Annotated in this window: 25 protein-coding genes; 6 read left to right on the top strand and 19 right to left on the bottom strand. The window is 73.2% G+C overall.

What is annotated here, in order from left to right; genetic code table 11:
- Positions 1 to 7 precede the first annotated feature (7 nt).
- Together crtI and AB0B66_RS17710 are read left to right on the top strand one after the other, a co-directional pair.
- Complete coding sequence (gene crtI, locus AB0B66_RS17705; protein ID WP_360530282.1) at positions 8 to 1,480, top strand: phytoene desaturase family protein; 1,473 nt, start codon at positions 8 to 10, stop codon at positions 1,478 to 1,480.
- A gap of 72 nt (positions 1,481 to 1,552) precedes the next feature.
- The gene (locus AB0B66_RS17710; RefSeq protein ID WP_360530285.1) at positions 1,553 to 2,461 is read left to right on the top strand and encodes a MerR family transcriptional regulator; all 909 of its coding nucleotides are present in this window, start codon (positions 1,553 to 1,555) and stop codon (positions 2,459 to 2,461) included.
- A gap of 105 nt (positions 2,462 to 2,566) precedes the next feature.
- Here the strand turns inward: AB0B66_RS17710 and AB0B66_RS17715 are convergent, their stop codons facing one another.
- From AB0B66_RS17715 to AB0B66_RS17755, 9 genes are read right to left on the bottom strand one after another with little or no spacing between them, the layout of a single operon-like run.
- On the bottom strand, positions 2,567 to 3,310 hold the full coding sequence (locus AB0B66_RS17715; protein ID WP_360530288.1) for an arylmalonate decarboxylase: 744 nt from the start codon (positions 3,308 to 3,310) through the stop codon (positions 2,567 to 2,569).
- Positions 3,307 to 3,969 (bottom strand): hypothetical protein, encoded by a 663-nt coding sequence (locus tag AB0B66_RS17720; protein WP_360530290.1) that lies wholly within the window; start codon positions 3,967 to 3,969, stop codon positions 3,307 to 3,309. Before AB0B66_RS17720 ends, AB0B66_RS17715 begins: the two co-directional genes overlap by 4 nt.
- On the bottom strand, positions 3,966 to 4,739 hold the full coding sequence (locus AB0B66_RS17725) for an SDR family oxidoreductase (RefSeq protein WP_360530293.1): 774 nt from the start codon (positions 4,737 to 4,739) through the stop codon (positions 3,966 to 3,968). The genes AB0B66_RS17720 and AB0B66_RS17725 overlap by 4 nt, the downstream gene beginning before the upstream one ends.
- Positions 4,736 to 5,686 (bottom strand): hypothetical protein, encoded by a 951-nt coding sequence (locus AB0B66_RS17730; protein ID WP_360530296.1) that lies wholly within the window; start codon positions 5,684 to 5,686, stop codon positions 4,736 to 4,738. Before AB0B66_RS17730 ends, AB0B66_RS17725 begins: the two co-directional genes overlap by 4 nt.
- Positions 5,679 to 6,386, bottom strand: coding sequence for a hypothetical protein (locus tag AB0B66_RS17735; RefSeq protein WP_360530299.1), 708 nt, complete (start codon positions 6,384 to 6,386; stop codon positions 5,679 to 5,681). The genes AB0B66_RS17730 and AB0B66_RS17735 overlap by 8 nt, the downstream gene beginning before the upstream one ends.
- A 2-nt stretch (positions 6,387 to 6,388) precedes the next feature.
- On the bottom strand, positions 6,389 to 7,591 hold the full coding sequence (locus AB0B66_RS17740) for an aromatic ring-hydroxylating dioxygenase subunit alpha (protein ID WP_360530301.1): 1,203 nt from the start codon (positions 7,589 to 7,591) through the stop codon (positions 6,389 to 6,391).
- 3 nt (positions 7,592 to 7,594) lie between these two features.
- Positions 7,595 to 8,566, bottom strand: a complete 972-nt coding sequence (locus AB0B66_RS17745; protein WP_360530304.1) for a dienelactone hydrolase family protein — start codon at positions 8,564 to 8,566, stop codon at positions 7,595 to 7,597.
- Positions 8,563 to 9,363: an oxidoreductase gene (locus AB0B66_RS17750; RefSeq protein WP_360530307.1), complete on the bottom strand. Its 801-nt coding sequence runs from the start codon at positions 9,361 to 9,363 to the stop codon at positions 8,563 to 8,565. Before AB0B66_RS17750 ends, AB0B66_RS17745 begins: the two co-directional genes overlap by 4 nt.
- A 7-nt stretch (positions 9,364 to 9,370) precedes the next feature.
- A complete protein-coding gene (locus AB0B66_RS17755; RefSeq protein WP_360530310.1) occupies positions 9,371 to 11,026 on the bottom strand; it encodes a carbon-nitrogen hydrolase family protein in 1,656 nt (551 codons plus the stop codon).
- Positions 11,027 to 11,114: 88 nt separating this feature from the next.
- Here AB0B66_RS17755 and AB0B66_RS17760 point away from each other — a divergent pair, with 88 nt between their 5' ends.
- Positions 11,115 to 11,396: a Dabb family protein gene (locus AB0B66_RS17760; RefSeq protein ID WP_360530313.1), complete on the top strand. Its 282-nt coding sequence runs from the start codon at positions 11,115 to 11,117 to the stop codon at positions 11,394 to 11,396.
- A gap of 6 nt (positions 11,397 to 11,402) precedes the next feature.
- Here the strand turns inward: AB0B66_RS17760 and AB0B66_RS17765 are convergent, their stop codons facing one another.
- Entirely contained in the window at positions 11,403 to 11,969 is a 567-nt protein-coding gene (locus AB0B66_RS17765) for a dienelactone hydrolase family protein (RefSeq protein WP_360530316.1), read from the bottom strand.
- A 101-nt stretch (positions 11,970 to 12,070) separates the two neighbouring features.
- On the opposite strand from AB0B66_RS17765, the gene AB0B66_RS17770 reads away from it, so the two are divergent.
- Positions 12,071 to 12,553 carry a TspO/MBR family protein gene (locus AB0B66_RS17770; RefSeq protein WP_360530319.1) on the top strand — a complete coding sequence of 161 codons (483 nt, stop codon included), beginning with the start codon at positions 12,071 to 12,073 and terminating at the stop codon, positions 12,551 to 12,553.
- A gap of 357 nt (positions 12,554 to 12,910) precedes the next feature.
- Here the strand turns inward: AB0B66_RS17770 and AB0B66_RS17775 are convergent, their stop codons facing one another.
- Positions 12,911 to 13,516, bottom strand: a complete 606-nt coding sequence (locus AB0B66_RS17775) for a TIGR03086 family metal-binding protein (RefSeq protein WP_360530322.1) — start codon at positions 13,514 to 13,516, stop codon at positions 12,911 to 12,913.
- 97 nt (positions 13,517 to 13,613) lie between these two features.
- On the opposite strand from AB0B66_RS17775, the gene AB0B66_RS17780 reads away from it, so the two are divergent.
- Positions 13,614 to 14,255 (top strand): helix-turn-helix domain-containing protein, encoded by a 642-nt coding sequence (locus AB0B66_RS17780; RefSeq protein ID WP_360530325.1) that lies wholly within the window; start codon positions 13,614 to 13,616, stop codon positions 14,253 to 14,255.
- A gap of 157 nt (positions 14,256 to 14,412) precedes the next feature.
- On the opposite strand, the gene AB0B66_RS17785 is transcribed toward AB0B66_RS17780, so the two are convergent.
- From AB0B66_RS17785 to AB0B66_RS17815, 7 genes are all read right to left on the bottom strand, one after another.
- Entirely contained in the window at positions 14,413 to 14,937 is a 525-nt protein-coding gene (locus AB0B66_RS17785; RefSeq protein ID WP_360530327.1) for an alpha/beta hydrolase, read from the bottom strand.
- 55 nt (positions 14,938 to 14,992) lie between these two features.
- Positions 14,993 to 16,441, bottom strand: a complete 1,449-nt coding sequence (locus AB0B66_RS17790; protein WP_360530330.1) for an aldehyde dehydrogenase family protein — start codon at positions 16,439 to 16,441, stop codon at positions 14,993 to 14,995.
- A 43-nt stretch (positions 16,442 to 16,484) separates the two neighbouring features.
- Complete coding sequence (locus AB0B66_RS17795) at positions 16,485 to 17,633, bottom strand: NAD(P)/FAD-dependent oxidoreductase (protein WP_360530333.1); 1,149 nt, start codon at positions 17,631 to 17,633, stop codon at positions 16,485 to 16,487.
- 181 nt (positions 17,634 to 17,814) lie between these two features.
- Positions 17,815 to 18,669, bottom strand: a complete 855-nt coding sequence (locus AB0B66_RS17800) for an isocitrate lyase/PEP mutase family protein (RefSeq protein WP_360530336.1) — start codon at positions 18,667 to 18,669, stop codon at positions 17,815 to 17,817.
- Positions 18,666 to 20,141 (bottom strand): aldehyde dehydrogenase, encoded by a 1,476-nt coding sequence (locus AB0B66_RS17805; protein ID WP_360530339.1) that lies wholly within the window; start codon positions 20,139 to 20,141, stop codon positions 18,666 to 18,668. The genes AB0B66_RS17800 and AB0B66_RS17805 overlap by 4 nt, the downstream gene beginning before the upstream one ends.
- Positions 20,138 to 21,424, bottom strand: a complete 1,287-nt coding sequence (locus AB0B66_RS17810) for an acyl-CoA dehydrogenase family protein (RefSeq protein WP_360530342.1) — start codon at positions 21,422 to 21,424, stop codon at positions 20,138 to 20,140. The genes AB0B66_RS17805 and AB0B66_RS17810 overlap by 4 nt, the downstream gene beginning before the upstream one ends.
- A 23-nt stretch (positions 21,425 to 21,447) precedes the next feature.
- A complete protein-coding gene (locus AB0B66_RS17815) occupies positions 21,448 to 22,437 on the bottom strand; it encodes a flavin reductase (RefSeq protein ID WP_360530345.1) in 990 nt (329 codons plus the stop codon).
- A gap of 146 nt (positions 22,438 to 22,583) precedes the next feature.
- Between AB0B66_RS17815 and AB0B66_RS17820 the strand changes: the two genes are divergently transcribed.
- Positions 22,584 to 23,393, top strand: a complete 810-nt coding sequence (locus tag AB0B66_RS17820; protein WP_360530348.1) for an IclR family transcriptional regulator — start codon at positions 22,584 to 22,586, stop codon at positions 23,391 to 23,393.
- Between the two features lie 172 nt (positions 23,394 to 23,565).
- Here AB0B66_RS17820 and AB0B66_RS17825 read toward each other — a convergent pair whose 3' ends face one another.
- Complete coding sequence (locus AB0B66_RS17825) at positions 23,566 to 24,357, bottom strand: hypothetical protein (RefSeq protein ID WP_360530351.1); 792 nt, start codon at positions 24,355 to 24,357, stop codon at positions 23,566 to 23,568.
- Positions 24,358 to 24,557 lie beyond the last annotated feature (200 nt).

The raw sequence follows: 24,557 nt of genomic DNA on the forward strand, positions 1-24,557 counted from the left end.
CGCACGCATGCGGACGGTTCCCGGACGCACCGACCACGTGGTCGTGGTGGGGGCAGGGCTGGGCGGGCTGGCCTGCGCGCTGCACCTGGCCGGGGCGGGCCGGCAGGTGACCGTGCTGGAACGCGAGGACGTGCCGGGCGGGCGGGCCGGTCGGCTCGACCGCGACGGCTACACCTTCGACACCGGCCCGACCGTGCTGACCATGCCCGACCTGATCGCCGAGGCGTTCGCCGCGGTCGGCGAGGAGATGGCCGACTGGCTCACCCTCACCCCGCTGGACCCGGCCTACCGGGCCTGGTTCGCCGACGGTTCGAAACTCGACGTGATCGCCGACCCGGAACGTATGGCCGAGGAGATCACGCGGGTCTGCGGCCCGCGCGAGGCCGACGGCTACCGGCGCTTCGTCGACTACGCCCGCCGGCTGTGGGAGCTGGAGCGGCACGACTTCATCGAGCGCAACTTCGACAGCCCGCGCGACCTGCTCACCGCGAACCTGCTGCGCCTGGTCGCCGCGGGCGCGTTCGGCCGCCTGCAGAACCGCATCGACACCTTCCTGAAAGACGACCGCACCCGCCGGGTCTTCTCGTTCCAGGCCATGTACGCGGGCCTGTCCCCGCACAAGGCGCTGGCCGTCTACACCGTCATCGCCTACCTCGACTCCGTCGCCGGGGTGTACCACCCGCGCGGCGGCATCCATGCTCTGCCCCGCGCCATGGCGGCAGCGGCCGAGAAGCACGGTGTCCGGGTGCGTTACGGCACGCAGGCGCTGCGCGTCGAGACCGGCGGCGGCCGGGCGACCGCGGTGATCACCACGGACGGCGAGCGCATCCCCGCCGACGCGGTCGTGCTCAACCCGGACACCGCCGCCGCGCACGCGCTGCTGCCCGGCTCGAAGCCCCGGCGGCTGCGCTACTCGCCGTCCTGCGTGGTCATGCACGTCGGCTCCGATGCCGAGTACACCGAGGCCGGTCACCACAACATCCACTTCGGACGGCAGTGGCGGCGCACCTTCGACGAGGTGATCAGCAAGGGGGAGCTGATGAGCGATCCGTCGCTGCTGGTCACCAACCCCAGCCGCACCGACCCGTCGGTCGCCCCGGACGGCCGGCACACCTACTACGTGCTCGCGCCCGTCCCGAACCTGGTCGCCGGGGAGCAGGACTGGCGCGGCGGGCTCGCCGACCGGTACGCCGACGAGCTGATCGACGTGCTCGAAGCACGCGGCTACCCCGGCTTCAAGGCGGGGGTGCAGACCCGGACCGTCGTCACCCCGGCCGACTGGGCCGAGCTGGGCATGGACGCGGGCACCCCGTTCGCGGCCGCCCACACGCTGACCCAGTCGGGCCCGTTCCGGCCGCGCAACCTGCACCCGGCGCTGCCCAACGTGGTCTTCACCGGCTCCGGCACCACCCCGGGCGTCGGCGTGCCGATGGTGCTGATCTCGGGCAAGCTCGCCGCCCAGCGGATCACCGGCGGCTGACGCCATGAGCGAGCGTCGCGAGCGAATCAGCAGGCCCGGTGATGCCGCCGACGAGCTCGGCGAGGAGACGGCATGAGCGAGCACCGCGAGCGAATCGACGGCGTGGGCGGGCAGGGGCGCAGCGCCGGGGACGTCGCGCGGCGGCTCGGCGTCGCGGTGACCACGCTGCGCACCTGGCACCAGCGGTACGGCCTGGGGCCGAGTGAGCACGTCGCGCACCGGCACCGCCGGTACACCCCCGACGACGTGGCCCGGCTCGAAGTGATGTGCCGGCTGACCACCGAGGGCGTGCCCGCGCACGAGGCGGCCCGGATCGCGCTGGCCGGGCTGCCCGGCGAACCCGCCGCGGCCCGCCTCGCCCCGGAGCCCGACTCGTCGGCGCGGGGGCTGGCCGTCGCCGCGGTGCGCCTGGACATGCCCGCGATGCTGTCGATCATCGCCGCGGCGGTACGCGGCCGCGGCGTCGTCTACGCCTGGGACCACCTGCTGTGCCCGGTGCTGGTCGAGGTGGCCCGGCGGCAGCAGCCGGACGGCCACATGATCGAGGTGGAGCACCTGCTGTCCCGCTGCATCCTGGAGGTGCTGTGGACGGTGCCCCGGCCGTTCGGCGCGTCCGCCGCGCGTACGCTGCTGGCCTGCGCCGCCGAGGAGCAGCACACGCTGCCGCTGGAGGCGCTGGCCGCCGCGCTGGCCGAGCAGGGCTGCGGCAGCCGCATGCTCGGCGCCCGCGTCCCGCCGCTGGCCCTGGCCGACGCGATACGCCGTACCGGGCCCGCCGCCGTGTTCATCTGGTCCCAGTTCGCCGCGACCGGCGACCCGGCCCAGCTCAGCCCGGTCCTGGCCGCCCGCCCCCGACCGGCCCTCATCGCCGCCGCCGGCCCCGGCTGGTCCGACCCGCTCCCCGACGGCGTCTCCCGCCCGGCCGACCTGACCGACGCCCTCCGCCTGGCCCTCCCCATCACCGCCCCCCGCCCCCGCTGACCCCGGTCGCGGGCCGCGTTTTTCATAGACGTTGGCCTATCACGTCGAGTTTTCGTGCCTCGGAGTCGATGTAATAGGCCAACGTCGATCGCAAGGCGGAGCGGGTCAGTGGTCGCGGAGCAGGGAGCCGGCGCCGTGGACCTTGTCGTCGATGCCGTTGTCGCGCAACGCCATCCACCAGGTCGCGGCGTTGATCGCGATGACCGGCTTGCCCAGCCAGCGTTCGGCCTCGTCGGCCAGCCGCACCATCGACAGGTTCGTGCCGCACTGCACGATCGCGTCGACGTCCGGGCCGTCGACCTTGCGGATCGCCTCGCGCAGCTCGTCCTCGGTCACGTGTGCGATCGCGACCGCGGTCGGGCACTTCAGACCCTCGATCGCGGTGACCTCGAACCCGATCTCGCTGAAGAACTTCACCACGTTCTGGTCGCCGACCGGCTGGTACGGCGTGACCACGCCGATGCGCCGCGCCCCGTAGATCTTCAAGGCCCGCTCGCAGGCCTCCGCCCCGGTGGCGACCTCCAACCCGGTGATCGCCTTGATCTGGCGGACGAACTCGCGGTTGCCCTCGACCCCGCCCCAGAACGTCTCCGCCGACATGCCCATGACCATGTAGTCGGGCTCGCAGGTCAGCACCCGCTCGCAGGCGGCTCCGATCTCGTCGCGGATCTGCACCAGCAGGTGCTCGAAGTTCGCGTCGTCGGACAGGTCCTGGTTGCGGATGTGGATCCGCGAGAAGTGCGCGGTCACTCCCGGCACCGTCATCGAGTAGAAGTCCGGCTCGACGATCGTGTTCGTCGACGGCGCGATCACCCCGAACTTGCGCCGCCACCCCAGTGCGTCGGTCATACGGGCACCTCCACAGGACGAAGGCCGGCGGCGCGGGCCGCGCGGACGGTGAGCAGGGCGGCGGTCAGGAAGACGGCCTGGGCGAGGGTGTTGGTGCCCTGCTCCAGCCACTGGAAGGCCAGCGTCTCGTGCTCGGGGTGGTTGCGCAGCGGCACCAGCGAGGTGACGGCGACGATGCCGAGCACGAAGAGCACGACCGCGACCCAGGCCCGGCGGCGTCCGGCCAGCACCGCGCCGAGCACGCTGATCAGCGTGACACCGGTGGTGGCCGCGACGAACGCAGGTTGCACGCTGCCCAGCGCGAGCGCGGCCCCCGCGACCCCCACACCCACCAGGGCGTACGGCCACCACGGCGCGCGCCGCCCGCGCAGGGTCGTGTGCAGCGACCACAGCACCAGCAGCGCACCTGCCGCCATCAGCGGGAACAGCGACTGCTCCAGCCAGCGCAGGTCGTGGCCGAACGAGGACAGGATGAGCTTCCAGGTGGACTTGGCGACCCCGCCCAGCCCGATCAGCACGCCGCCGACGCGCCCGGCCGCGGCGGCCCGCCGGTCGATCGTGGCGGACGCCCCGCCGAGCAGCCAGAACCCGCCCAGCGCCAGCAGCGTGGGGACGTAGTCCTCCAGCGCCAGGATCACCGGGTAGTCGTTGGTGTTCACGCGTCCTCCCCGAACACGTCACGCTTGCGGAACGCGGTCAGGAACCGCCAGAACGCCTTGCCCTGGGTCAGCCACGCCACCCGGGCCCCGTTCTTCGCCCCGGCCAGCACCTTTTCGGCCAGCCACGGGGTGACGGTCTCCACCCGGTCCGCCAGGATGTTGAAGACCTTCTTCGCCTGCGCCAGTTCTTCCGGGGTGTAGTCGTGCGTCAGCAGGTCGGTGACGACCATGCCGGGGGACAGGTGGTGCACGGTCACCCCGGTGCCGTCCACCTCCTTGGCGAGGCTGTCCGTGGTGTAGGTGACGGCCCGCTTGGTCGCGCCGTACACGGTCAGCCCGGGGCGGCGCATGCCGTTGGAGCCGAAACCCTCCATGTTCCACAGCGCGCCCGCGCCCTGGGCCCGCATCCCGGCCAGCGCGACGGCACTGGCGTGCAGCAGGCCGCGCAGGTTCAGGTCCACGGTCGCGTCGAGCGCTTCGGGGTCGAGTTCCCACAGCTTGCGCCGGGCCGGGGACATGCCCGCGTTGTTGATCCAGATGTCGACCCGCCCGTGCCGCTCGACGGCCGCGTCCCACAGTCGCCGCACCGCTTCGCGATCGGTGACGTCGGCGACCACGCCGTACGCCGCCGGAACCTGCTCGCCGGCCCGCTTGACCGAGTCGACGGACCGTCCGCAGTAGACGACGTGCGCACCCCGTGCGGCCAGTTCCCGCACCAGCCCGAGCCCGATGCCCCTGGTCCCGCCGGTTACCACCACAACCTTCGTCATGCCGCGTCCTCCCACTCCAAGAGGCCGTGCAGGACGCTGTCGAGCAGGTTGCCCTGGAAGATTTCGTAGACGACGGCGAGGCGCTTGCCCGCCGACATGCCGGGCTCGGCGTCGATCATGAACTCGCGGTACTTCACCTTGGTGACATCCGTGAAGTGCAGGGAGCCGAAGGCGGCCCGGCCGAAGGCGACCGCGTTGCCCCAGGCGTCGGGGCCCTCGTGGAACAGCCGGTTGCCGTCGCGCCGGGCCGAGGCCGTGGCGCTGCGGTTCAGGGCCCCGGACCAGGTCAGGGTGCGGCGGGTGTGCAGCAGGTCGACCGGTTCGAGGGCGATGCGCACGTCGACCGTGCCGCGCGGCTTCTGGTCGGCGCCCCAGAGTTCGCAGCTGCCCGCGTACGCCCCCGATTGTTTGGTGGGCATGATGTGCGGGACCGGGCCGCGGCGCGTCTCGGCCGCCAGGAAGTCGGTGACCCGGGCCTGGGTGGCGGGGTTGTCGTCGTGGTCGGTGCTGCGGGTGTAGACGCCGTTGAAACAGCCGACGACCGACCAGCCCTGGTAGAGCACAGACGAGTACACCTGGGTCTGCCCGTCGGGCAGGATCTGGTTCCAGGTGTTCAGGTCGACCTGCCAGCCGGGGCCGTAGTAGTGCGAGTCGACGAACGAGCCGTAGGGCTGGCCGGTGCCGTAGAAGTCCGGCCCGGTGTACACCCGGTCGTCGTCGGCGTCCTTGACCCCGAACGCGAACGGCGCGCCCAGCCGGAACTGCCCGGCCAGCGGCCCGCCCCCGGTGAGCCCGCCGTCCATGTAGTACGTGGTCACGCCGTTGTCGAAGACCGACGAGCGCCGGATGTCCTCGTAGCCGCACCAGGTACCGGTGGCGTCGAACAGCGACGGCCGGCCGTGCCACTCCCCGGTGATGCGCTTCTGCCACTCGCTGGGCTCAGCCATTGGCCACCAGCTCGGCCCGGATCGCGTCGGTGGTCGCGTCGCCGAGCAGCCGGGACACCTGCGCCCAGACCGGGTCGACGTCGCGGCTGAAGATGTTGGCGCGCACCGCCGCGTCCCGGGCCGCCAGGTCGACGCCGTCCGGGGCGGGCAGGCCCTTCTCCACCAGCGTCGACCAATGGTCGGCGTACGCGTTGACGTGCGCGTCGATGCTCGCGAAGGCCTCCTCGGTGGCCCGGTTGACCAGCATCCACGGCGACATGACGGCGCGCTGGCGCGGGCCGACCGCGGCCGGGGACAGGCCCTCGGTCGCCGAAGCGGCCTCGAACACCGGGGTCAGCGGGTGGAAGGCCGCGTCCAGGTAGGGCAGGTTGACGGCCAGGTCGGCGCGGGGGATCAGGTCCAGGTGGAAGGCGTGGTACGAGCCGCCGTACACCGAGTCGAGGGTGAAGTGCGGGACGGCCGAGTCCTCGGGGGTGAAGGCGAAGATCATGTGGCTGTCCAGGTGGATCATCGGGACGACCAGGCCGACGTAGACGACCTTGGCGACGGCCCCGCCGCGGAAGATCCGCACCGAGCCGACCGGGGCCGGGGACATCGGGCTGGTCAGCTCGGCCAGCGGGGTGTCCTGCGCGACCAGGTCGGGGTGGCGGGCGAGGATACGTTGCAGGGTGCGCTCGCACAGGTCGGCGGGCAGGCTCACGGTCACTCCTCAGGGGTGGATTCGGACTCGGCCGCCGCGGCCGCGTCCCAGGCGGCCTGGACGGTCGGGTGCTCGCCTCGGGCCTTGTGCACCCAGGCGCGGGCCAGCTCGGGGTTCTCCCGGCGGGCCGGGGACGCGATCACGGTCGCGGTGCGGCGCGGCACGTCGCCGGTGATGCTGTCCTCCTCGGACAGCAGCCAGCCCTTCTCGGCCAGCTCCTGGCGGCGGCGGCGGTAGTGCACCGCGATCAGGTCGCTCTTGATGTGCAGCTCCGCGCCCAGGTCGAAGGGCAGCAGCTCGGGCCGCACCTTGTTCACGACCTCCGCGTCCTCGTAGAAGATCTTCAAGGTGCGGCTGATCGCGTTCTTGTCGGCCCACTTGCCGGTGAAGAAGGTGCGCAGCGCGACCCACTTGACCAGCGTGGTGGTCTCGTCGATCGGGATGTTGGTGTCGTAGATGATCAGCTCGCCGATCGGCAGCCGCACGTGCAGCTTGATCATGTTGGGCAGCATCCAGCCGGCCGAGGTGCGCACCGGCGGCCGGTTGTTCAGGTCGCCCTTGTTGCGGTTCAGCGCGGCCCAGATGCCCTTCGGCCGTGGCGGGTACAGGTCCACCGTCGCGAACGCCGACCACTCGTCGGGGGTCTCCAGCTCGTACTCGGCGACCTCGGGGCGCTCCGGGTTGCCGAACGCGCCCGCGTGCACGAACGGCGCGTGCGCGATGTCGCAGCCGTTCTCCAGGATGCGCTCGTAGTTGGCCTTCCACAGGAACTCGCCGGTCACCGCCCGGAAGCGGCCGCCGTTCTCCTTCAGGTCGTCGAACTCCGGCCACACCGGGATCGGCGGGCGCTCGGACTCCGGCAGGTCGCCCATGAACACCCAGACGAAGCCGTACTTCTCGGCCACCGGGTACGAGTCGACGCGGGCCTTCTTCGGGATGGCGCGGCCGGGCAGGTTCGCCGGGATCTTCGTGCACTGGCCGTCGGCGTCGTACTCCCAGCCGTGATACGGGCACACGATGCAGCCGTCCTTGGTCCAGCCGCCGGACAGCGCCGCGCCGCGGTGCACGCACAGGTCGGACAGCGCCACCGGGCGGCCCTTCGGCGTGCGGTAGAGGGCCAGGTGCTGGCCGAGCACGGTGACCCGGGCCGGCTTGACGGTCACCCGGTCGGAGAACTCGACCGCGTACCAGAAGTTCTTCAACATGGCTTACCTCCGCTGGATGGACGCGACGCCGTCGTGACCGGCGAGCTTGTCCCATTCGGTATACGACGCCTGGTCGCCGGTCAGATGCATCCGGCAGAACGTGCCGAGCAGGTCGGCCAGCAGTTCGCGGTGGGCCGCCGGGTCGCCGTCGGCGGGCTGGTCGAGGAACGCCCGCGCGGCGGTGTGGTCGACCGGGTGCACGATCGCGAAGTGGTTCGCCCCGGCCAGCCGGACCAGCGCGTTGTCGCCGCCCCGGTCGGGCAGCGCCTCGTCGAAGGTGCGGCTGATCGGGTCGCGGCGGGTGGCCGCGTCCTCGCCGTAGCGGTCGGCGGAACCGTTGATGACCCCGTCGTTGGTGCCCGCGACCAGCAGCACCGGGCAGTCTGCCTGGGCCGGCAGCACGGTGCCCGCGGGCCAGCCCAGCATGGTCGCGACCATGGTGTGCGCCCCGTAGGTCGCGACGGCCTTGACCTCGGGCACGAATCGCGCCGACTGCAGCGCGACGGTGCCGCCCGCCGAGTGTCCGATCAGGGCGACCTTGTTCAGGTCGAGCAGTCCGGCGACCGGCCCGGTCATCGCGGCGAGGGCGTCGAGCACCGGCCGCAGCGACGGCGTGGTGGGCCGCGTGCCGTAGCCCTCCGGCCGGGCCGCGTCCAGGTCCACGCCCGGCGTGATGCCGTGCAGGCCCCCGAACAGCGTGCCCACCCAGTCGTACGTCACCGCGACGATGCCCTGCTCGGCGAGTCGCACCGCGAGCCAGCGGTACGCCTCCTGGCCGACGTTCACCCCGGACACGATCACCGCCACCGGGTACGGCGCACCGTCCGCGTCGGCGGCCATCACGCCGGACAGCCGCTCCCGGTCCGAGCCGTCCGGCCGGGCCGGGTAGTAGACGCGCAAGTGCGCGGTGTCGAACGGGGCCTCGTGACCCGGGATCGTCGCGGCCCACCAGACGGAGCGGATCACGGTGGTCACGGCCGGGCCGACTTCCGGTCGCCGCCCCACAGGCCGCGGACCAGCTTGTCCGTGGTCTCCTGGCCGAAGAAGCGCACACCCATCACGTTGGCCGGGTCGCGCTCGGCGATGTTGCGCCGGATGCGCAGATCCGTCTCGGCCAGCGCGGCGCGCTCCTCCTCGGGCACCGGCGGGGCCTCGTCGACCCAGCGCAGCCACCGGTCCACGTGTTCATGCGTCAGCTTGCGAACGATGTCGAGGTTGCGCTCGCTGCGGCCGAACGAGTAGCAGTACGCCGTCGGGCTCAGGCTGGCGCGGATGAAGCCCGCCCGGCTGACGAAGTACTCGAACTCGGGGTCGGCGCGGTGGGCCAGCCAGTCGGCGTCGAGCGGGGCGTAGTAGCTGTCGTAGTACTCGCCGTCCTCCATCAGGTTCACCCGGGGGACGGAGTCGAGGTAGAACCAGCCCTCCGGCCACACCAGCAGGGCCAGGCCCAGGTGCGGCACCTTGACCTGGGGGCCCAGCCACACGGTCAGGTGCAGGTTGGCGAAGCTCGCCGACGGGTTGCCCAGCCAGGAGTGCACCATCCAGTCGACCTCGGGACCGCTGTACGCGGCCAGCGAGCCGCCCGGGCCGTCCGGGTACTGCCCGTACGACTCCAGCTCCAGCGTGGACTCGTCGCGGTGCAGCTCGAACCGGGCGTCGATCTTCGCCTTCAGCTCGGCGAGCAGTTCCTGGTACAGGTGGAAGGTCTCGTGCACGTCGACGACAGGGGAGTTGTCCACCATGTCCTCGACGTGGCGCAGGGTCTCGGCCACGGTCGGTCTACCTTTCTGTGAGGGCTTGCACGAGCCGCCAGGGGCGGCCGTCGACGAGGTCGGTCTGCCGCGACACCTGCCGGTTGGCGGCCTGCGCAGGGGCGACATCAGCCCGCCCGGACACCTGTCCGGCAGGCACGGTCGTGATCACCGGATGGCTGATCCGCCCCGTGAACGGCCCCTGCCAAGCGGTCCACAACGTGAAGTCCGGCGACAACGCGAACACCGCGCTGTCCTGCTCCACCGGCGCGACCGCGATGACGTTGAGCCGGTTCTCCGCCGCCCGCTCCGGCAGCCCGAGACTCAACTCCCACGCCTCACCGGCCTCGAACGGCACCGCCACCACATCGGCGTCGGCGAGCGCCGCCAACCGGAACACCTCCGGGAAGATCGAGTCCGTCCCCGCCACCATCGCCAACCGCCCCCAGGGCAACTCCACGATGTGCACCGCACCCCCCTCGCTGGGACGACCTTGCGTGGACCGTGGGGGCGACACGGGTGAATCCGGCGTATCGGCACCAGTTCGCGCAAGATCGTCGGGATCTTGGGGGTGGAGGACGGGTTGGCGGGCGAGCTCGCCGTTGGCGTCGAGGAGGACCGGGCCGGTCGGGGTGGCGGTGACGGCGTGGGCGTTGGTGCCGTCGAGGGCGGCGGCGAGCAGGGTGGGGTCGGTTTCGGTGGTGACGATGAGGCGGGCGCCGGCAGCGGCGGCGCGGGCGGTTTCGCGTACCACGGTCGCCGTGTCGCCGCGGACGATCGCGACGGGCAGTGTGGCCGCGCCGGCGGGGTGGCGGCGGCCGTGCGGTGGGGCGGCGATGGGGGCGTAGAGCTCGGGGCGGCGGGCGGCGAAGATGTCGGTGCCGTCGGGGCGGCGCTTGTCGTCGGCCAGGGACGGGTCGATGTCGGCGATGACGACGGCTTCGCCGGTGCGCGGGCCCTTGGCGACCACCGTGCCGTCGGGGGCGACGATCTGGCTCTCGCCCGCGCCGTGCAGCCATTCGGCGGGCACGCCGAGCGCGGCGCTCAGCCGGGGGAGGTGCGCCTCGGGCAGCAGTGGGCCGACCTTGTTCGCGGCGACGACCCACACCTTGTTCTCGGCCGCGCGGACCGGGATGTGCAGGCTCGCCTCGTCGGTGGCGAACGAGTTGAGGCTGTTGAGCAGCACCTGCGCGCCGCGCAGGGCCAGGCCGCGGGCGACCTCGTTGATGACGCCCTCCATGCAGGCGTACATGCCGAGCCGCCCGAGCGGGGTGTCCAGCACCGGGCCGACTTCGCCGGCCGGGTCGAGGTGGTCGTTCTCCGCGCCCATCAGCGTCTGCTTGTCGCACTGGCCGAGCACCGTGCCGTCCGGCCCGAACATGAAGTTGGTGCCGCCGGTGCGGCCGTCCGGGTGCGCGTGGGTGACGTTGATCTTCACGTACACCCGGTGCTTGCGGGCGCGCTCGGCGACCGTGGTCAGGAACGGGTCACCGGGCCGGGTGGCGATGCGGTGCGCTTCGGCGCGGTCGGTGTAGTAGGACAGGTGGTTGCAGAACTCGGGCAGGACGATCAGCTGCGCGCCCTGGGCCGCGGCCTCGTCGATCAGTCGCAGGCAGGCGGCGAGGTTGGCCTCGACGTCCTGCGACGCCGCGAGCTGCACCGCGGCGACCCGTGTTGGAGCCATGTGGTGTCTCCGGTTCCCCTAGCGAAACGCTGTTTCCCGAAACTACACTCGCGGGGGCGTTTGCAACAGTGGTTGACCGGAGGTCGTGATGCTTTCTCACGTGGTGCTGATGACGTTCACCGACGCAGACGATGCTGCCAAGGCGAAGGATCTTTTGGAAGGGCTGGTCGGGGCTGTTCCGCAGGTCCGAACGCTCCAGGCGAACCTGGACGAGCTGCACACCCCGGTCTCGGCGCACCTGTGCCTGATCACGACCCACCTGGACGCGGACGACCTGCGCGGATACCAGGAGCACCCGGCGCACCTGGAACTGGCCCAGTGGCTGCGCCCGCGGCTGGCCGCCCGGGTCGTCGTCGACTTCAGCAGCTGACCCGCTTCAGCTCAGCGCGGCCAGGAAGCGCAGGCAGCGGTCCCAGGCCAGCGCGCTGGACGCGGCGTCGTAGTCGGGCGAGGCGTCGTCGGTGAACAGATGCCCCCCCGCGTAGGTGAACACCTCCGGATGCGCCCCCAGCCGCGCCATGGCCAGCTCCCACGACATGATCGCGTCGGCCGACTCGTACTCGTCGCGCTCGGCGATGTGCAGCTGGGCGTCCAGGCCCGACGGCATACGGCGCGGCGTGCCCGCGGTGCCGTGCAGCAGGAGCAGGCCGCCCACCCGCGGCTCGTGCTCGGCGATGGCCTGCGCGAAGCTCGCGCCCATCGACAGTCCGGCCAGCACCCCGCCCCCGGGCAGGTGTGCCGCCGCCTGCCGGGCGCGGTCCTGCACCACCTCCGGTCCGATCTCGCGGAGCAGCGCGAAGCCCTCGTCCACGGTGTCCACCACCACCCCGTCGTACAGGTCGGGCGTGAGCACCGTGTGCCCGGCGTCGCGCAGGCGCTCCGCGGCGCTCAGCACGGCCGGGCGCAGCCCGATGACGGAGTGGAACAGCAGGACGTGGGCCATCCGCCCATCCTGGCAGGCGTGCGGGTGCACCGCCCGCCGCGAATCGACGCAACCGGACGGAACGCCGTTTCCCTTCCGGGCGGGTCGGCTATAGCGGAGTCATGATAGTTCACCTGGCACGGCGTCCCGCGGCACAGTGGTGGGCGCTGGCCGGCTTCTTCGCGGCGGTGATCGTGGTGGCCCTGGTCGGCTCGCTGGCAGTGGCGCGGCCGGCCGACGACTACACGGCCCTGGCCCGGCCCGGCTGGGCACCGCCGTCCTGGCTGTTCGGACCGGTCTGGACGGTGCTCTACGCAATGATCGCGGTGGCCGGCTGGCTGGTCTGGCGGCGGGCCGGCTGGGGACCGGCCATGTGGGCGTACACCCTGCAGCTGGTCCTCAACGCGGTCTGGACGCCGCTGTTCTTCGGCGCGGGCCAACGTGGCCTGGCGTTCGCCGACATCGTCGCGTTGTGGCTGGCCATCGGCGTCACCGTATTGCTGTTCCGCCGGATCTCGGCACTCGCTGCCTGGCTGCTCGTGCCCTACTGGCTCTGGGTCACCTTCGCCACCGCCCTCAACCTCGCCATCTGGCAACTCAACTGACCCGCACCACTGCCCCGGGGCGAGATCCGGGACCGCGCCGTCCCGCGAGGATGCCGAGGGTTCGGTGCGGTCCCGTCCCTCACCAAGGTCATTCGATTTGCCTGGCACCTGTGCGTATCTTGAGGCCGCGTTCGCCCACTTGCCAGGCAAGTCCGACGATCATGGGGCGGTCGTCCCGCCTGGTGGGAGCGGGCGATCGCGGGTGCCCGGGATCGGGATGGCCGGGGTGGCCGCGCCTCGGTGAAGGTCCTGCGGACGCGCGGCCTCCGCTGTCCGCCGCGTTCGCAAGACGCGAACGCGCGGCCCCCGCTGTTCGCGGGCGCCGCGCGTTCGCAGGAAGCGCGAGGTGAGGGGCGGTCAGGCCGACGGTGTCCAGTCGGCGCGGCGGCCGAGGTACGCCAGCAGTTCGGCGGTCGGGTCGGTGTCGCCGGCCACGGTCAGTTCGGGGGCGTACGCCCCGTAGGCGCGCAGTGGTTCGACGATCTGCCGGGCGACCGTGAGCAGCTGCCGGGAGTCCTGTGCGGTGAGCGGGGACGGCCGGCCGGTGGCGACGGCGATGTCCCAGGCGTGCACGGCGGCGTCGAGCGCGGCGGCTCCGGCGGCGATCCACAGCGGCAGCGGACCCTGCGGCAGTGGTACGGGGACCTGCTCCGCGTCGGCGGGCACGGTGGCGAAGGCGGCCGCCGACGCGCTGAGGGCCTGCTCCAGCAGGGCGGTCGCGTCTCCTTCGATGCTGCCCGAGGGCTGGAACGGGTCCTCGCTCGGCCACGGCCCGCCGGTGATGGCGGCGGCGAACCCGATCTGGTCGCCGGTCGCGTGCTGCAGAACCTGGGTGACGTTCCAGTGCTCGCAGGGCGTCGGCAGGTCCCAGCCGCCGGCCGGGACGCCCGCCACGGCGGTACGCAGCGCGGTGTGCGCGGCGGCGAGCAGGGTGATCGCGTTGGTGCCGGTGATCGTGGTCATGGCTCCGCCCTTCGTCTCGGCAGTTCCGGAACGGAATGCCTCGTTCCGTTTCAGCTTAGCAGAGCGGAACGATCCGTTCCACTGCTAATCTGAACCGGTGACGGAGACGGACGCGGCCCCGATGTCGGGTCGCAAGCAGCAGGCGGCACGCAACGACACGGCGATCCTTGACGCGGCCCGGGAGGTGTTCCTCGCCGATCCGAAGGCGCCCATCGCCGCCGTGGCCGAACGGGCGGGCGTTGGCATCAGCGCGCTCTACCGCCGCTACAGCGGCAAGGAGGAGCTGCTGCGAAGGCTGTGCCACGACGGGCTGCTGGTGTTCGTCGCCCAGGCCCAGGCGGCGCTGGTCGAACCCGACCCGTGGCGCGGCCTGACCGGGTTCCTGTCGGCGGTCGTCGACGCCGACGTGCACTCGCTGACCGTGCACCTCGCCGGGACGTTCACGCCGACGCCCGAGATGGGCGCGACCGCCCGCCAGGCCGGCGAGCTGGCGGCGCAGCTCGTGCAGCGGGCGCTCGACGACAACAGCCTGCGCCCCGACGCCGTACTCGCCGACGTGACGCTCCTGCTGGAGAGCTGCGCCGCGGTACGCGTACCCGACCCCGCGCGCACCCGCGAACTACGCGCCCGCCACCTGGCCCTGCTCCTGGACGGCCTCGCCGCCGGCCGCGACCGCGCCGACCTCCCCGGCCCGCCTCCCACCCCCGCCGAACTCAACTGGCGCTGGCGCACCCCCTGACCGGGTCGCCATACGCACCAAGGTCATCCGACTTGCCTGGCACCTGGGCGTATGCGCCCTCAAGATACGCACTATTGCCAGGCAAGTCGGACGATCATCGGCGCTCGGCGCTCGGCGCTCGGCGCTCGGCGCTCGGCGCTCGGCTGGGCGGCGCGGGTCAGCGGAGTTCGGTGAGCAGGGACTGGCCCTGGGGCCAGGAACCGAGGCCGGAGTCGGCGTTGAGGTGGCCGCCGCCGGGGACCACGACCAGGCGGGAACCCCACGCCGCGGCGAAGGCCTCGCTACGCGGCAGGGCCGCCCACGGGTCGTCGTCGCCGGCGACGACGATGCTCGGGAACGGCAGCGGCACGAGCGGCACGGGGCGGAAGTTCACCAGCTCAGGCACCTCGGCGGTGTCCACATCGGCGGGTGCGACCAGCAGTGCGCCGCGCACCTTGGCGGTGTCGCCGCCGCGGGCGACCCAGTGCGCGACCGTCACGCAGCCCAGGCTGTGCGCCACCAGCGTCACCGGGGCGGATGCGGCCGCCACGGCGGCGGCCAGCGCCTCGACCCAGTCGCCGACCAGCGGGTGGAACCAGTCGGCCTGCTCGACCCGCCGGCACCCCAGCTCCTGCTCCCACCGGGTCTGCCAGTGCGCCGGGCCGGAGTTCTCGAAGCCGGGCAGGATCAGCACGCTCGTCACACCGGCAGCGTAGGCGGCACCCGGCTCGGCCCACCGATGCGGGTCACACGACGGATCACGACGCCGGGTACGCGTTCGCCGCCGCGCCCGCGCCGCCCGCCCGGAACGCGGCCGGCGCGTGCACGACACACGTCTGCGCGTACTCGGCGATGCCCTCCTCGCCGTACTCGCGGCCGTACCCGGAGCGCTTCACGCCGCCGAACGGCGCGCGCAGGGACATGCCGGTGCGGTTGTGCGTGTTGACGAACACGAACCCGGCCTCCAGCCGCCGCGCCACCGCGAACGCCCGCTCCTCGTCGGCCGACCACACCGACGCGCCCAACCCCAGCTCACCGGCGTTGGCGCGAGCGATCAGGCCGGCCTCGTCGCGGTAGGACAGCACCGGCACGGTCGGCCCGAACTGCTCCTGCGCGACCAGCGGCGCGTCCTCGGGCACGCCGGTCACCAGCGTCGGCGTGACGAAGTGCCCGGCCCGCAGGTCGGCGCCCGGATCGACACGGCCCACCGGCAGCGCCCGGCCGCCGCGCGCCACAGCGTCCTCGACCAGCCCCGTGATCCGCGCCGCGGCCTCGGCGGTCACCACCGGGCCCATGCTGACCCCGGCGGCGAGCGGATCACCCAGGCACAGCACCTCGGCGGCGGCCGCCCGGTACGCGGCCACGAACTCGTCGTGCCGGGTCTCGGGCACGTACAGCCGTTTCGCGGCCATGCACACCTGCCCGCTGGTCGCGAACGAGGCCATGACCAGCCGCCGCATCGGCTCGGGGGACAGGTCGGCGTCGTCGAGCAGCAGCACCGGATCGTTGCCGCCCAGCTCCAGCACCGTCGGCGTGGTCTGCGCCGCGGCCGCCGCGGCGACCACCCGGGCGGTGGCCGCGCCGCCGGTGAACGCGACCTTGCCGACCAGCGCGTGACCGACCAGGGCCGCGCCCGCCGCCGCGTCGCCGTGCAGCACCTGCAGCACCGCGGTCGGCAGTGCCGACGCCAGCAGCCGCACCGTGCGGTCGATCGCCAGCGGGGCGAGCGGCGACGGCTTCACCACGACCGTGTTGCCCGCGGCCAGCGCCGGGGCGATCTTCAGGAAGGACAGGATGATCGGCGCGTTCCACGGGGTGATCGCCGCGACCACGCCGTACGGGCGGCGGCGCAGCAGCAGCCGACCCGCCGCGTCGTCCAAGGCCGTGTCCGCGAGCACCCGCGGGGCGTGCTCGGCCACCCAGCGCAGGAAGGTCAGCGCGAAGCCCAGCTCGCCGCGGCAGTCGGCCAGCACCTTGCCCGACTCGCGGGCCAGCAGCTCGGCCAGCGTCGGCAGGTGCGGCTCGACCGCGTCGGCGGCGTCCCGCAGCGCGGCCACCCGGTCGGCGACCTCGACCCGCGCCCAGTCCCGCTGCGCCGTGTCGGCGGCCAGCACCACGGCGTCGACCCGGGCCGGGTCCGCGGCGGGCACGGTGCCTACCAGCTCGTACACCCGCGCCGGGTTGTAGCGCGTGATCCGCTCGCTCATGCCGTCTCCCCGCGGCGAACCCCGGCGGGTTCGCCGAACTCGCTCATGCGGGCACCGGGCGCAGGGAGGAGATCATGCAGGCGCGCAGGAGGTGGGTGCGGGCGCGGACCGGGTCGGCGGCGGTGGTCCGGATCTCGTCCAGGTACGCGGCGCGGGCCGCCGGGTCGGTGGCGGTGAGGCGCTGGTAGTTCTGGTGGGAGACGGTCTGCACGTACTCCAGGGCGATGCGCCGCCGTTGGGCCGCGGCCAGCCGGATCGCGCCGTCGCCGGTGACCAGCGCGCGGGCGTACGCCACCGCGTCGTGGATGCCCGAGTTCATGCCCAGCCCGCCCAGCGGGTTGTTCACGTGCGCCGCGTCCCCGGCCAGCAGCACCCGTCCCACCTGGAACGTCTCGGCCACCCGCTGGTGCACGCGGTAGATGCTGGCGTGCGCGACCCGCCACGGCCGGCCCGGGTCGGCGACCTGCCGCAGCCGGCCGTCGAGCCGGTCCAGCTCGTCGCCGTCGGGCGTGCCGTCCGGGGTCGGCAGCAGCACCCGCCAGTGGTCCGGGGTGTGCAGCAGCACCGACCAGTCCACCGGGTCGAACACGTAGTTGACCTCGGCTAGGTCGTCGAGCAACGTGGGCAGGTCCTCGTCGGTGGACGCGACCAGGAAACGCTCCGGGTAGGTGATGCCCGTGAACTCGACGCCCAGCGACCGGCGCACCGCGGAGTGCGCGCCGTCGGCGGCGATCAGCCAGTCGGCGCGTTCGGTCCGGCCGTCGGCGGCGCGGACCACGACGCCGTCGGGGACCTGGTCGACACCGGCGACCGGCCAGCCGAACCGGATCACGCCACCCGCGGCCTCGACCTCGGCCCGCAGGATCGGGGTGAGTTTCGACTGCTCGCACTGCACCCGGTACGGGTACGGCGTGTCCCGGGCGAGCACGCCCAGGTCGAGCGTGGCGACGTGGCCCGACGCGCGGTCCCGGTAGGCGAACGTCGGCGCGACCAGGCCCCGGGCCAGCAGCGCGTCGACGACGCCCAGCTCGGCCAGCATCTCCAGGGTCGGCGGGTGGAACGTCGACGCCCGCGACTCGGCGGCCAGCTCGTCACCGGCCTCCAGCACGGTCACCGCGACACCCTGCCGCGCCAGCGCCAGCGCGGCGGTCAACCCGACCGGCCCCGCCCCGGCCACGACGATCCTGCTCATGCCCTCTCCTTCCGGTGTCCGGTTCGCCACGCTGCCCGTCCGGCGAACAGCGCCGGTCGACGGCCGCCCCGCCTTTTCATCGACGTTGGCCTATGGCGTCGAAAATTCGTGGCGCGGATTCGATGTGATAGGCCAACGTCGATGGCAAGGCGGGGCGGGGCGACGGTGCGGGTTGATCGCGTCATGGGTGGTGTTTCGCGTCCAAGGCCAGGGCTTCGCCCTGACCGACGAGTCCCGTGAACTCGGACCAGGCGAGCCGGTCCGCGCTCGTTCCGCCGACGGCGGCGATCTCGCGATAGGCACGCTCAGCGGCGTGCAGGGCCGCCAGCAGCGGCGCGACCGGGTGCAGCACCAGGCGCACCCCGGCAGCGGCGAACTCGGCGTCGCTCGCGGCGGCGGTGTGCCCGCCCGCCTCGGAGCGGTTCAGCACCAGCGGCACCCCGGGCAGCGCCGCGTGTGCGCGGGCCAGTTCGTCCAGGTCGGAAACGCCCTCCAGGAAGACGGCGTCGGCCCCGGCGGCCGCGTAGGCCCGGCCCCGGGTGATCGCGTCGTCCAGCCCGGTCACCGTGTACGCGTCGGTGCGCGCCACCACGACGATCCCGGTGCCGTCGGTGACGACAGCCCGGATCTTGCGGGCGGCCGTGGCGGCGTCGACGAGTTCCTTGCCCGCGAGGTGCCCGCAGCGTTTCGGCATCACCTGGTCCTCCAGGTGCAGGCCGGACACGCCCGCCGCCGCGTAGCGCCGGGCCGTCCACACGGCCTGCAGCGCGTCGCCGTAGCCGGTGTCCGCGTCGGCCAGCAGCGGCGCCCCGCCCAGCGCGGGCGTGATCCGGGCGGCGCGCTCGGCGATGTGCGTGCCGTGCACGTAACCCAGGTCGGGCAGGCCCAGGTCGAGGGCGGCGCAAGCGGCCCCGGACAGGTGCGCGGCCCGGTGCCCGGCGCGGACGGCCAGCGCCGCGGTGGGCGGGTCGTACACGCCGGGCAGGTGGGTGACGCCGGCCGAGGCGAGCAGGGCCCGCAGCGCCGGGGCGGTCACGGGCGGCCGTGCAGCGCGAAGCCGCCCTCGACGCCGACGACCCGCGGGTTGGTGAAGAAGCGCAGCGTCTCGGCCGTGCCCTCCTCCGAGTAGCCGGACAGCCCCCAGGCCGGGCGGGGGGTGAACAGGTGCAGGCTCATCACGCTGGACCCGTTGACCTTCACCTCGCCCGCGCGCAGCCGCCGCGCGACCGCGAGCGCGGCCTCCTCGTCGGTGCCGGTCACGTACGCCTCCAGCCCGTACGGCGTGCCGTTGGCCAGCGCCACCGCCTCGTCGACGGACTCATACGTGTGCACGGCGGCGACCGGCCCGAAGATCTCGTCCGTGGTGTGCGCCGGGTCGACCCCGGTGACCAGCGTCGGGCTGAGGTGGTTGCCCCGCTCCGGCACGGTCAGCGGGGCATGCGCGGTGCCGCCGTGCCCGACGAGCGCGTCGCGGGCGGCGATGACCTGATCGCGGTGTCCGGAGTGGACCAGCGGCCCGAAGTCGGTCTCGGGGTCGAGGGGCGCGCCGACTCGCAGCGTGGCCAGCCGTTCCAGGGTCGCGTCGAGGAGCTCCGCGGCCCGTCCGGCGGGCAGGATGAGGCGGCCCAGCGCCCGGCACCACTGCCCGTTGAGGGTGGTGAGCAGGTCGGCGGCGGCGCGGGCGGCCGTGGCGGTGTCCGCGTCGGGCAGCACGACCAGCGGGTTGTTGCCGCCGAGTTCGAGCTGCACGGGCTTGACGTCGTACGCGCAGGCCGCCGCGACGGCCCGGCCTCCGGCCAGCCCGCCGGTGAACGACACGGCCCGCACGCGCGGGTCGCCGACCAGCCGCGCCCCGGTGCCCGCGTCGCCGTGCACGAGCTGGAAGAGTCCGCCGGGCAGTCCCGCCCCGGCCAGCGCCTCGTGCACCGCCCGCGCCAGCAGCTGCGTGCCGTACGGGGCGTACTCGCTCGGTTTGACGATCGTGGGGCAGCCGGCCGCGAGCGCGTTGGCGGCCTTGTGCGCGGCCATCGGCGCGGGCGCGTTCCACGGGACCACGCACACCGCGGGCCCCCAGGGCAGCCGGTCGACGTGCGCGAGCCGCCCGTCCTCGCGCGGCATCGCGCTGCTCAGCCAGCCCTCGCGCAGCTGCATCGCGGCCAGCCGGAACGCGCCGCCGAGGATGACCGACAGCGGCATCGTCTGCGAGATCGGCACGCCGGTCGCGAAGGACTCGATGGCCGCGATGTCGCCCCCGACGGCTTCCACCCGTGCGGCCACCGCGTCGAGCACGTCGGCGCGTGCGGCGGCGGGCAGGCCGGACCAGGCGGCGGATTCGTGCACCGCGGTCGCAGCGGCGACGGCCGCCTCGACCCGCGCGGGCTCGCTGCCGACGGCCGCGCCGACGGGCTCGCCGGTTGCCGGGTCCTGCAGGGTGAAGCCGAGCGGGGCGGCGCAGGCAGCCCACGTGCCGTCGACGAGGTCGGCGACCGCCTCGGGCCGGGCGCTCACTTGGGCACGCTCGCGAACAGGTCGTTGGACCGGTCGGCGGTGACCATGCCGGCCGCCTCCAGGCGCCCGCGCTCCGGCGGGAACGTCATGACCAGGCCCATCGACAGGTCGCGCAGGGCGCGGCCCATGGTGCCGTGCAGAGTCGCGCCGGAGGTGCCGGACGCCTTGAACGCCCCGACCGCGACCGCGAACGCGTTCTCGCAGATGGAGCCCTTGGCCAGCCGCCACTGCCGGTAGACCTCGTTCTTCGGCGCGATGGGCGGCTCGGACGTCTCCAGCAGCAGCTGGCGGCGCAGCCACAGGTACGCCGTCTCCAGGTTCTCGGTCATGTCCCCGATGATCACCTGGTGCATGGGGGACTCGGCAATGGGCCGTCCGGTGTCGGCGAACGTCTTGCTGGTCAGCCGCTGCAGCGTCTCGTCGTACACGCCCTGGGCGCAGCCGACGTACACGGCGGTGATGGCGAGCTGGTTGCCGACGAAGCTGCCCCGGCTGCACTGGAGCATCTTCACGAACGCGCCGGGCACGGTCAGCGCCTCGGTCGCGGGCACCCACACCTCGTGCAGGGTGATGCCGTGGTTGGCCGAGCCGCGCATGCCCAGGCCGTCCCAGGCCGGGCGGGAGGCGACGCCCTCGGCCTCGCGCGGCACCAGGAACAGGGCCAGCCCGGCGGCGGTGTCGGTGCCGTCGAGGCGGGCGGTGACCAGGTAGGTGTCGGCGACGCCGGTGGCGCAGCCGAACGACTTCTCGCCGGTGACCAGCCAGCCCTCGACGCCGTCGCGGGTCGCGGGGCGGGCGGTGGTGGAGATGGCGATGTTGGCGCTCGCGCTCTTGACCGACTCGCTGGCGAAGTTGGCCAGCCAGGTGCCGCCGGCCATACGGCGCAGCACCTGCTCGGCGAAGGCCCGTACGACGGGCACGTCGGCGTCGTCGAACAGCCCGGCGTCGATCGCCTCCAGCGGCAGCAGCCCGCGCGAGGCGCTGGTGTTGTGGAAGAAGAAGGCCAGCGCGGTCGACGGGCAGGCGCTGCCCATCGCGAACGTCGCCGCCGCCAGGTCGCGCAGGCCGCCGCCGAGGCCGCCGTACTCCTCCGGCACGACCAGGCCGAGCAGCCCGGCCTCGCGCAGCAGCGCCACGTGGCCCGCGGGGAATTCCCCGGCCGCGTCGGCCTGCTCGGCGGCGGCGCGCAGCGCGGGCAGCACCGCTTCCACGCGGGCCGCGCGGTCGAGTTCGGCGGCGGTCATGTCGTCGACGAGGCGCTGGCCGATGAGCCGGTCTGCCATTTCGTGCACTCCCTTGTGGATGGTCAGGTGAGTTCTTCGGAGACTGCGGGCAGCGGTGCGCACGCCACTCCCAGCTGGCGGGCCAGCAGCAGCAGGTCCTGCGCGGGCAGGCCGCCGGAGCCCGGGTCGAGCACGGTGTCGAAGCGGTGTACGCCGCTCTTCATCGCGACCAGGGCGTTGACCAGGCCGAGGCCGTGGTGGGCGAGCAGCCGTACGTGCACCGGCGCGGGGCGGGTGCGCACCACGGCGTCCTGCAGCACCCGGCGCACCTGCAGCGGGGACGCCGGGCTGGTCTCGGCGCAGCCCAGGGTCACGCCGGGCAGCCCGGCCAGCGCGTCGATCGCGGCGAGCACGTCGGCCTCGCGGGCGGGGGAGAAGGCGTCGGCGACGTACGCCAGCACGGGCGCGTGCGCTGCGGCGGCGGCGACCTGCGCGACGTCGCCGGGGTCGCGGACGAGCAACGTGTGCGCCCGCTCGGCGGCGGGGCCGTCGAGCACCGTCATCGTGATCTCCTCGGGCAGCGGGTCGGCCAGCTGGCCCCACGCGCGCGAGTGGAACAGCAGCGGCGCGGTGACCCGCGGCACCGCGGCGTCGACGACCCGGCCGACGAAGATGGTGTGGTCCCCTCCGGGGTACGCGTGCTCGACGGTGCAGTCCAGCCGGCCGGTGGCGTCGGCGAGCATCGGGCAGCCGGTCTGCCCGGTCAGCCAGTCGAGTCCGGCGAAGCGGTCCTCGCCCGGTCGCGCGCCGGCGAAGCGGCGGCCGATCTCGGCCTGGTCCTTGCCGAGGAAGCTCAGCGCGAACACCCCCGCCTGTTCGATCATCAGCCGGGTGGGCAGATGATTGCCGAGACAGACGGAGACCAGTGGCGGATCGAGGCTGACGGAGGAGAATGAGCTGGCGGTCATGCCGTGGGGACGCCGGGTGCCGTCCGGCTCGGTCACCATGGTGGTGACCACGGCGACACCGCTGGGCCACTGGCTCAGCACCGAACGCAGGTGCGTGCCGTTCACTGCCACCGCCTTCCGTTTCGCATTAGGAAACGCTGTTGCCGTGAAGGTAACGACTCGGCCGCGCCCCTGTCAACGCCCGTGCGGCCTCTGCGCGCCGGGGGTGGCTGGATCTACACTGGCGACCGTCCGCGCTCACAGGAGGACCCGTGCCCACTGCCGCTGCGAAGTCGACCGTCACCGCTGACGACGACAGCCAGTCCCGCTCCATCGCCGCCGTCGAGCGGGCCATGGACGTGCTGCTCTACTTCGGGCGCAGCGGACACCCCGACCTCGGCGTCACCGAGATCGCGACCGCGCTCGGCCTGACCAAGGCCGCGGTGCACCGCATCCTCACCGCGCTGCGCAGCCGCGACCTGATCTCGGTCGACCCGGTGACCCGGCGGTATGCCCTCGGCCACGCCGCGGTATCGCTGGGCCGGGCCTACCTGGCCCGCACCGACCTGCGCGCGATGGCCGCACCCGAGCTGCGCCTGCTCGCCGAGCGCACCGGCGAGACCGCCACGCTGTCCCTGCGCCGCGGCGACACCCGCCTCTACGTCGACCAGGTCGTGCCCGACCAGGAGCTGCGCATGGAGGTCACGCTCGGCATCCCGTACCCGCTGCATGCCGGCGGCTCGTCGAAGGCGTTCCTGGCCTTCCTGCCCGACAGCGAGGTCGACGCCTACCTGGAGCGGCACCCGCTGCAGCCGCTGACCGACAAGACCGTCACCGACCCGGCGAAGCTGCGCAAGGAGCTGGCCGCGATCCGCAAGCGCGGGTACGCGACCTCGCTCGGCGAGCGGCAGGCCGGAGCCGCGTCGATCGCCGCGCCGGTGTTCGACCACGACGGCCACGTGGTCGCCGTGCTCAGCGTCGCGGGTCCGGCCGCGCGCTTCAAGCCGGAGGCCTCGGGCAACGCCCAGGAGCTGGTGGCCGCGGCGGCCCGCATCTCGGAGCAGCTCGGCTACGCGGCCTGACCTGAGCGGAGCCGGGCGGGCGGGCGGCGGCAGGTTCCCCGCCGTGCGGCTACATCAAAAAAGATGTGGCCACATCATCTTTGATGTAGCCACTCGGCGACCTATGTGCTCGCGGCGGCCGCGGGCCGCCACCGCCCGGAGCCGCCTTCGCGGCCGCGGCGCGGCCAACCGGTCAGAGCCGCCTGCGCCGGCCGCCCTGCGACTCGTAGCGGTCGCCGCCGCGCGACGGATCCCAGCGGCGACTGCCGTCGTAGGTCGCGTACTCGCCGGACGGCCACTGCTGCGCGGGCTCGGTGACGGTGTCGGCGTCGGAGAAGTCCTGGCCCTTGCCCTTCACCGCGCGGTAGGTCAGCAGCGCGGCGACGAAGAAGATGCCCTGGGCCATGGTGTTCATGCCCTGCTGCACCCACTGGAAGGCCAGGGCGTCGCTGGCCGCGTGGCCTCGCAGCGGCACCAGCACGATCACGGCCAGCACGCTGACCGGGAAGAGCCCGGCCGCCAGGGCGTTGCCGTGCCGCCAGGCACGGATCGCGCCGAGCACGCTGATCCAGATGACGATGACCGTGGCGAAGATGAACGCCGGCTGGATCGAGCGGGCCTGCACCGCCAGGGTCGCGACCGCCGTGCCGATGAGCAGCAGCGGCCAGCGCCACCACCGCAGCGACTGGTGCAGCGACAGCGCCAGCAGCAGGCCGCCCGCGGCCAGCAGCGGGAAGAGCAGGTCGTCCAGCCAATTCACCTCGATCGACCAGGCGGCGTGCAGCAGCTTCCAGGTGGACTTCGCCGCGCCGCCCGCGCCCATGAGCACGGCGCCGATCCTGCCCAGGGCGGACGGGGCCAGCAGCAGGAACCCGGCGAACGCCAGCAGGGTGGGCGCGAAGTCCTCCACCGCGAGCGCCACGCTGAGCGCGGGTGGCTGCTCCTCCGCAGCCACCGCCAGGATCGCCAACGCATTCATGGACATGCGCGCGAGCGTAACCGTGAGCAGTGATGGCGTTCCAGTCTGCGAAACGGACAACAACTCATGGTCTACTTTGGAGGTATCCACCTTGCGTGCGACACGTCCGTGCGCAGTCAGTTGATCACCACCTGTGATCAACTGACTCGGTGTATCGAAAACCGTCGGTGTTCGGCCGCTCCCGTCCATAACCTGGCGGCGCCATC

The sequence above is a fragment of the Catellatospora sp. NPDC049111 genome (assembly GCF_040648615.1).
Classification (GTDB): Bacteria; Actinomycetota; Actinomycetes; order Mycobacteriales; family Micromonosporaceae; genus Catellatospora; species Catellatospora aurea.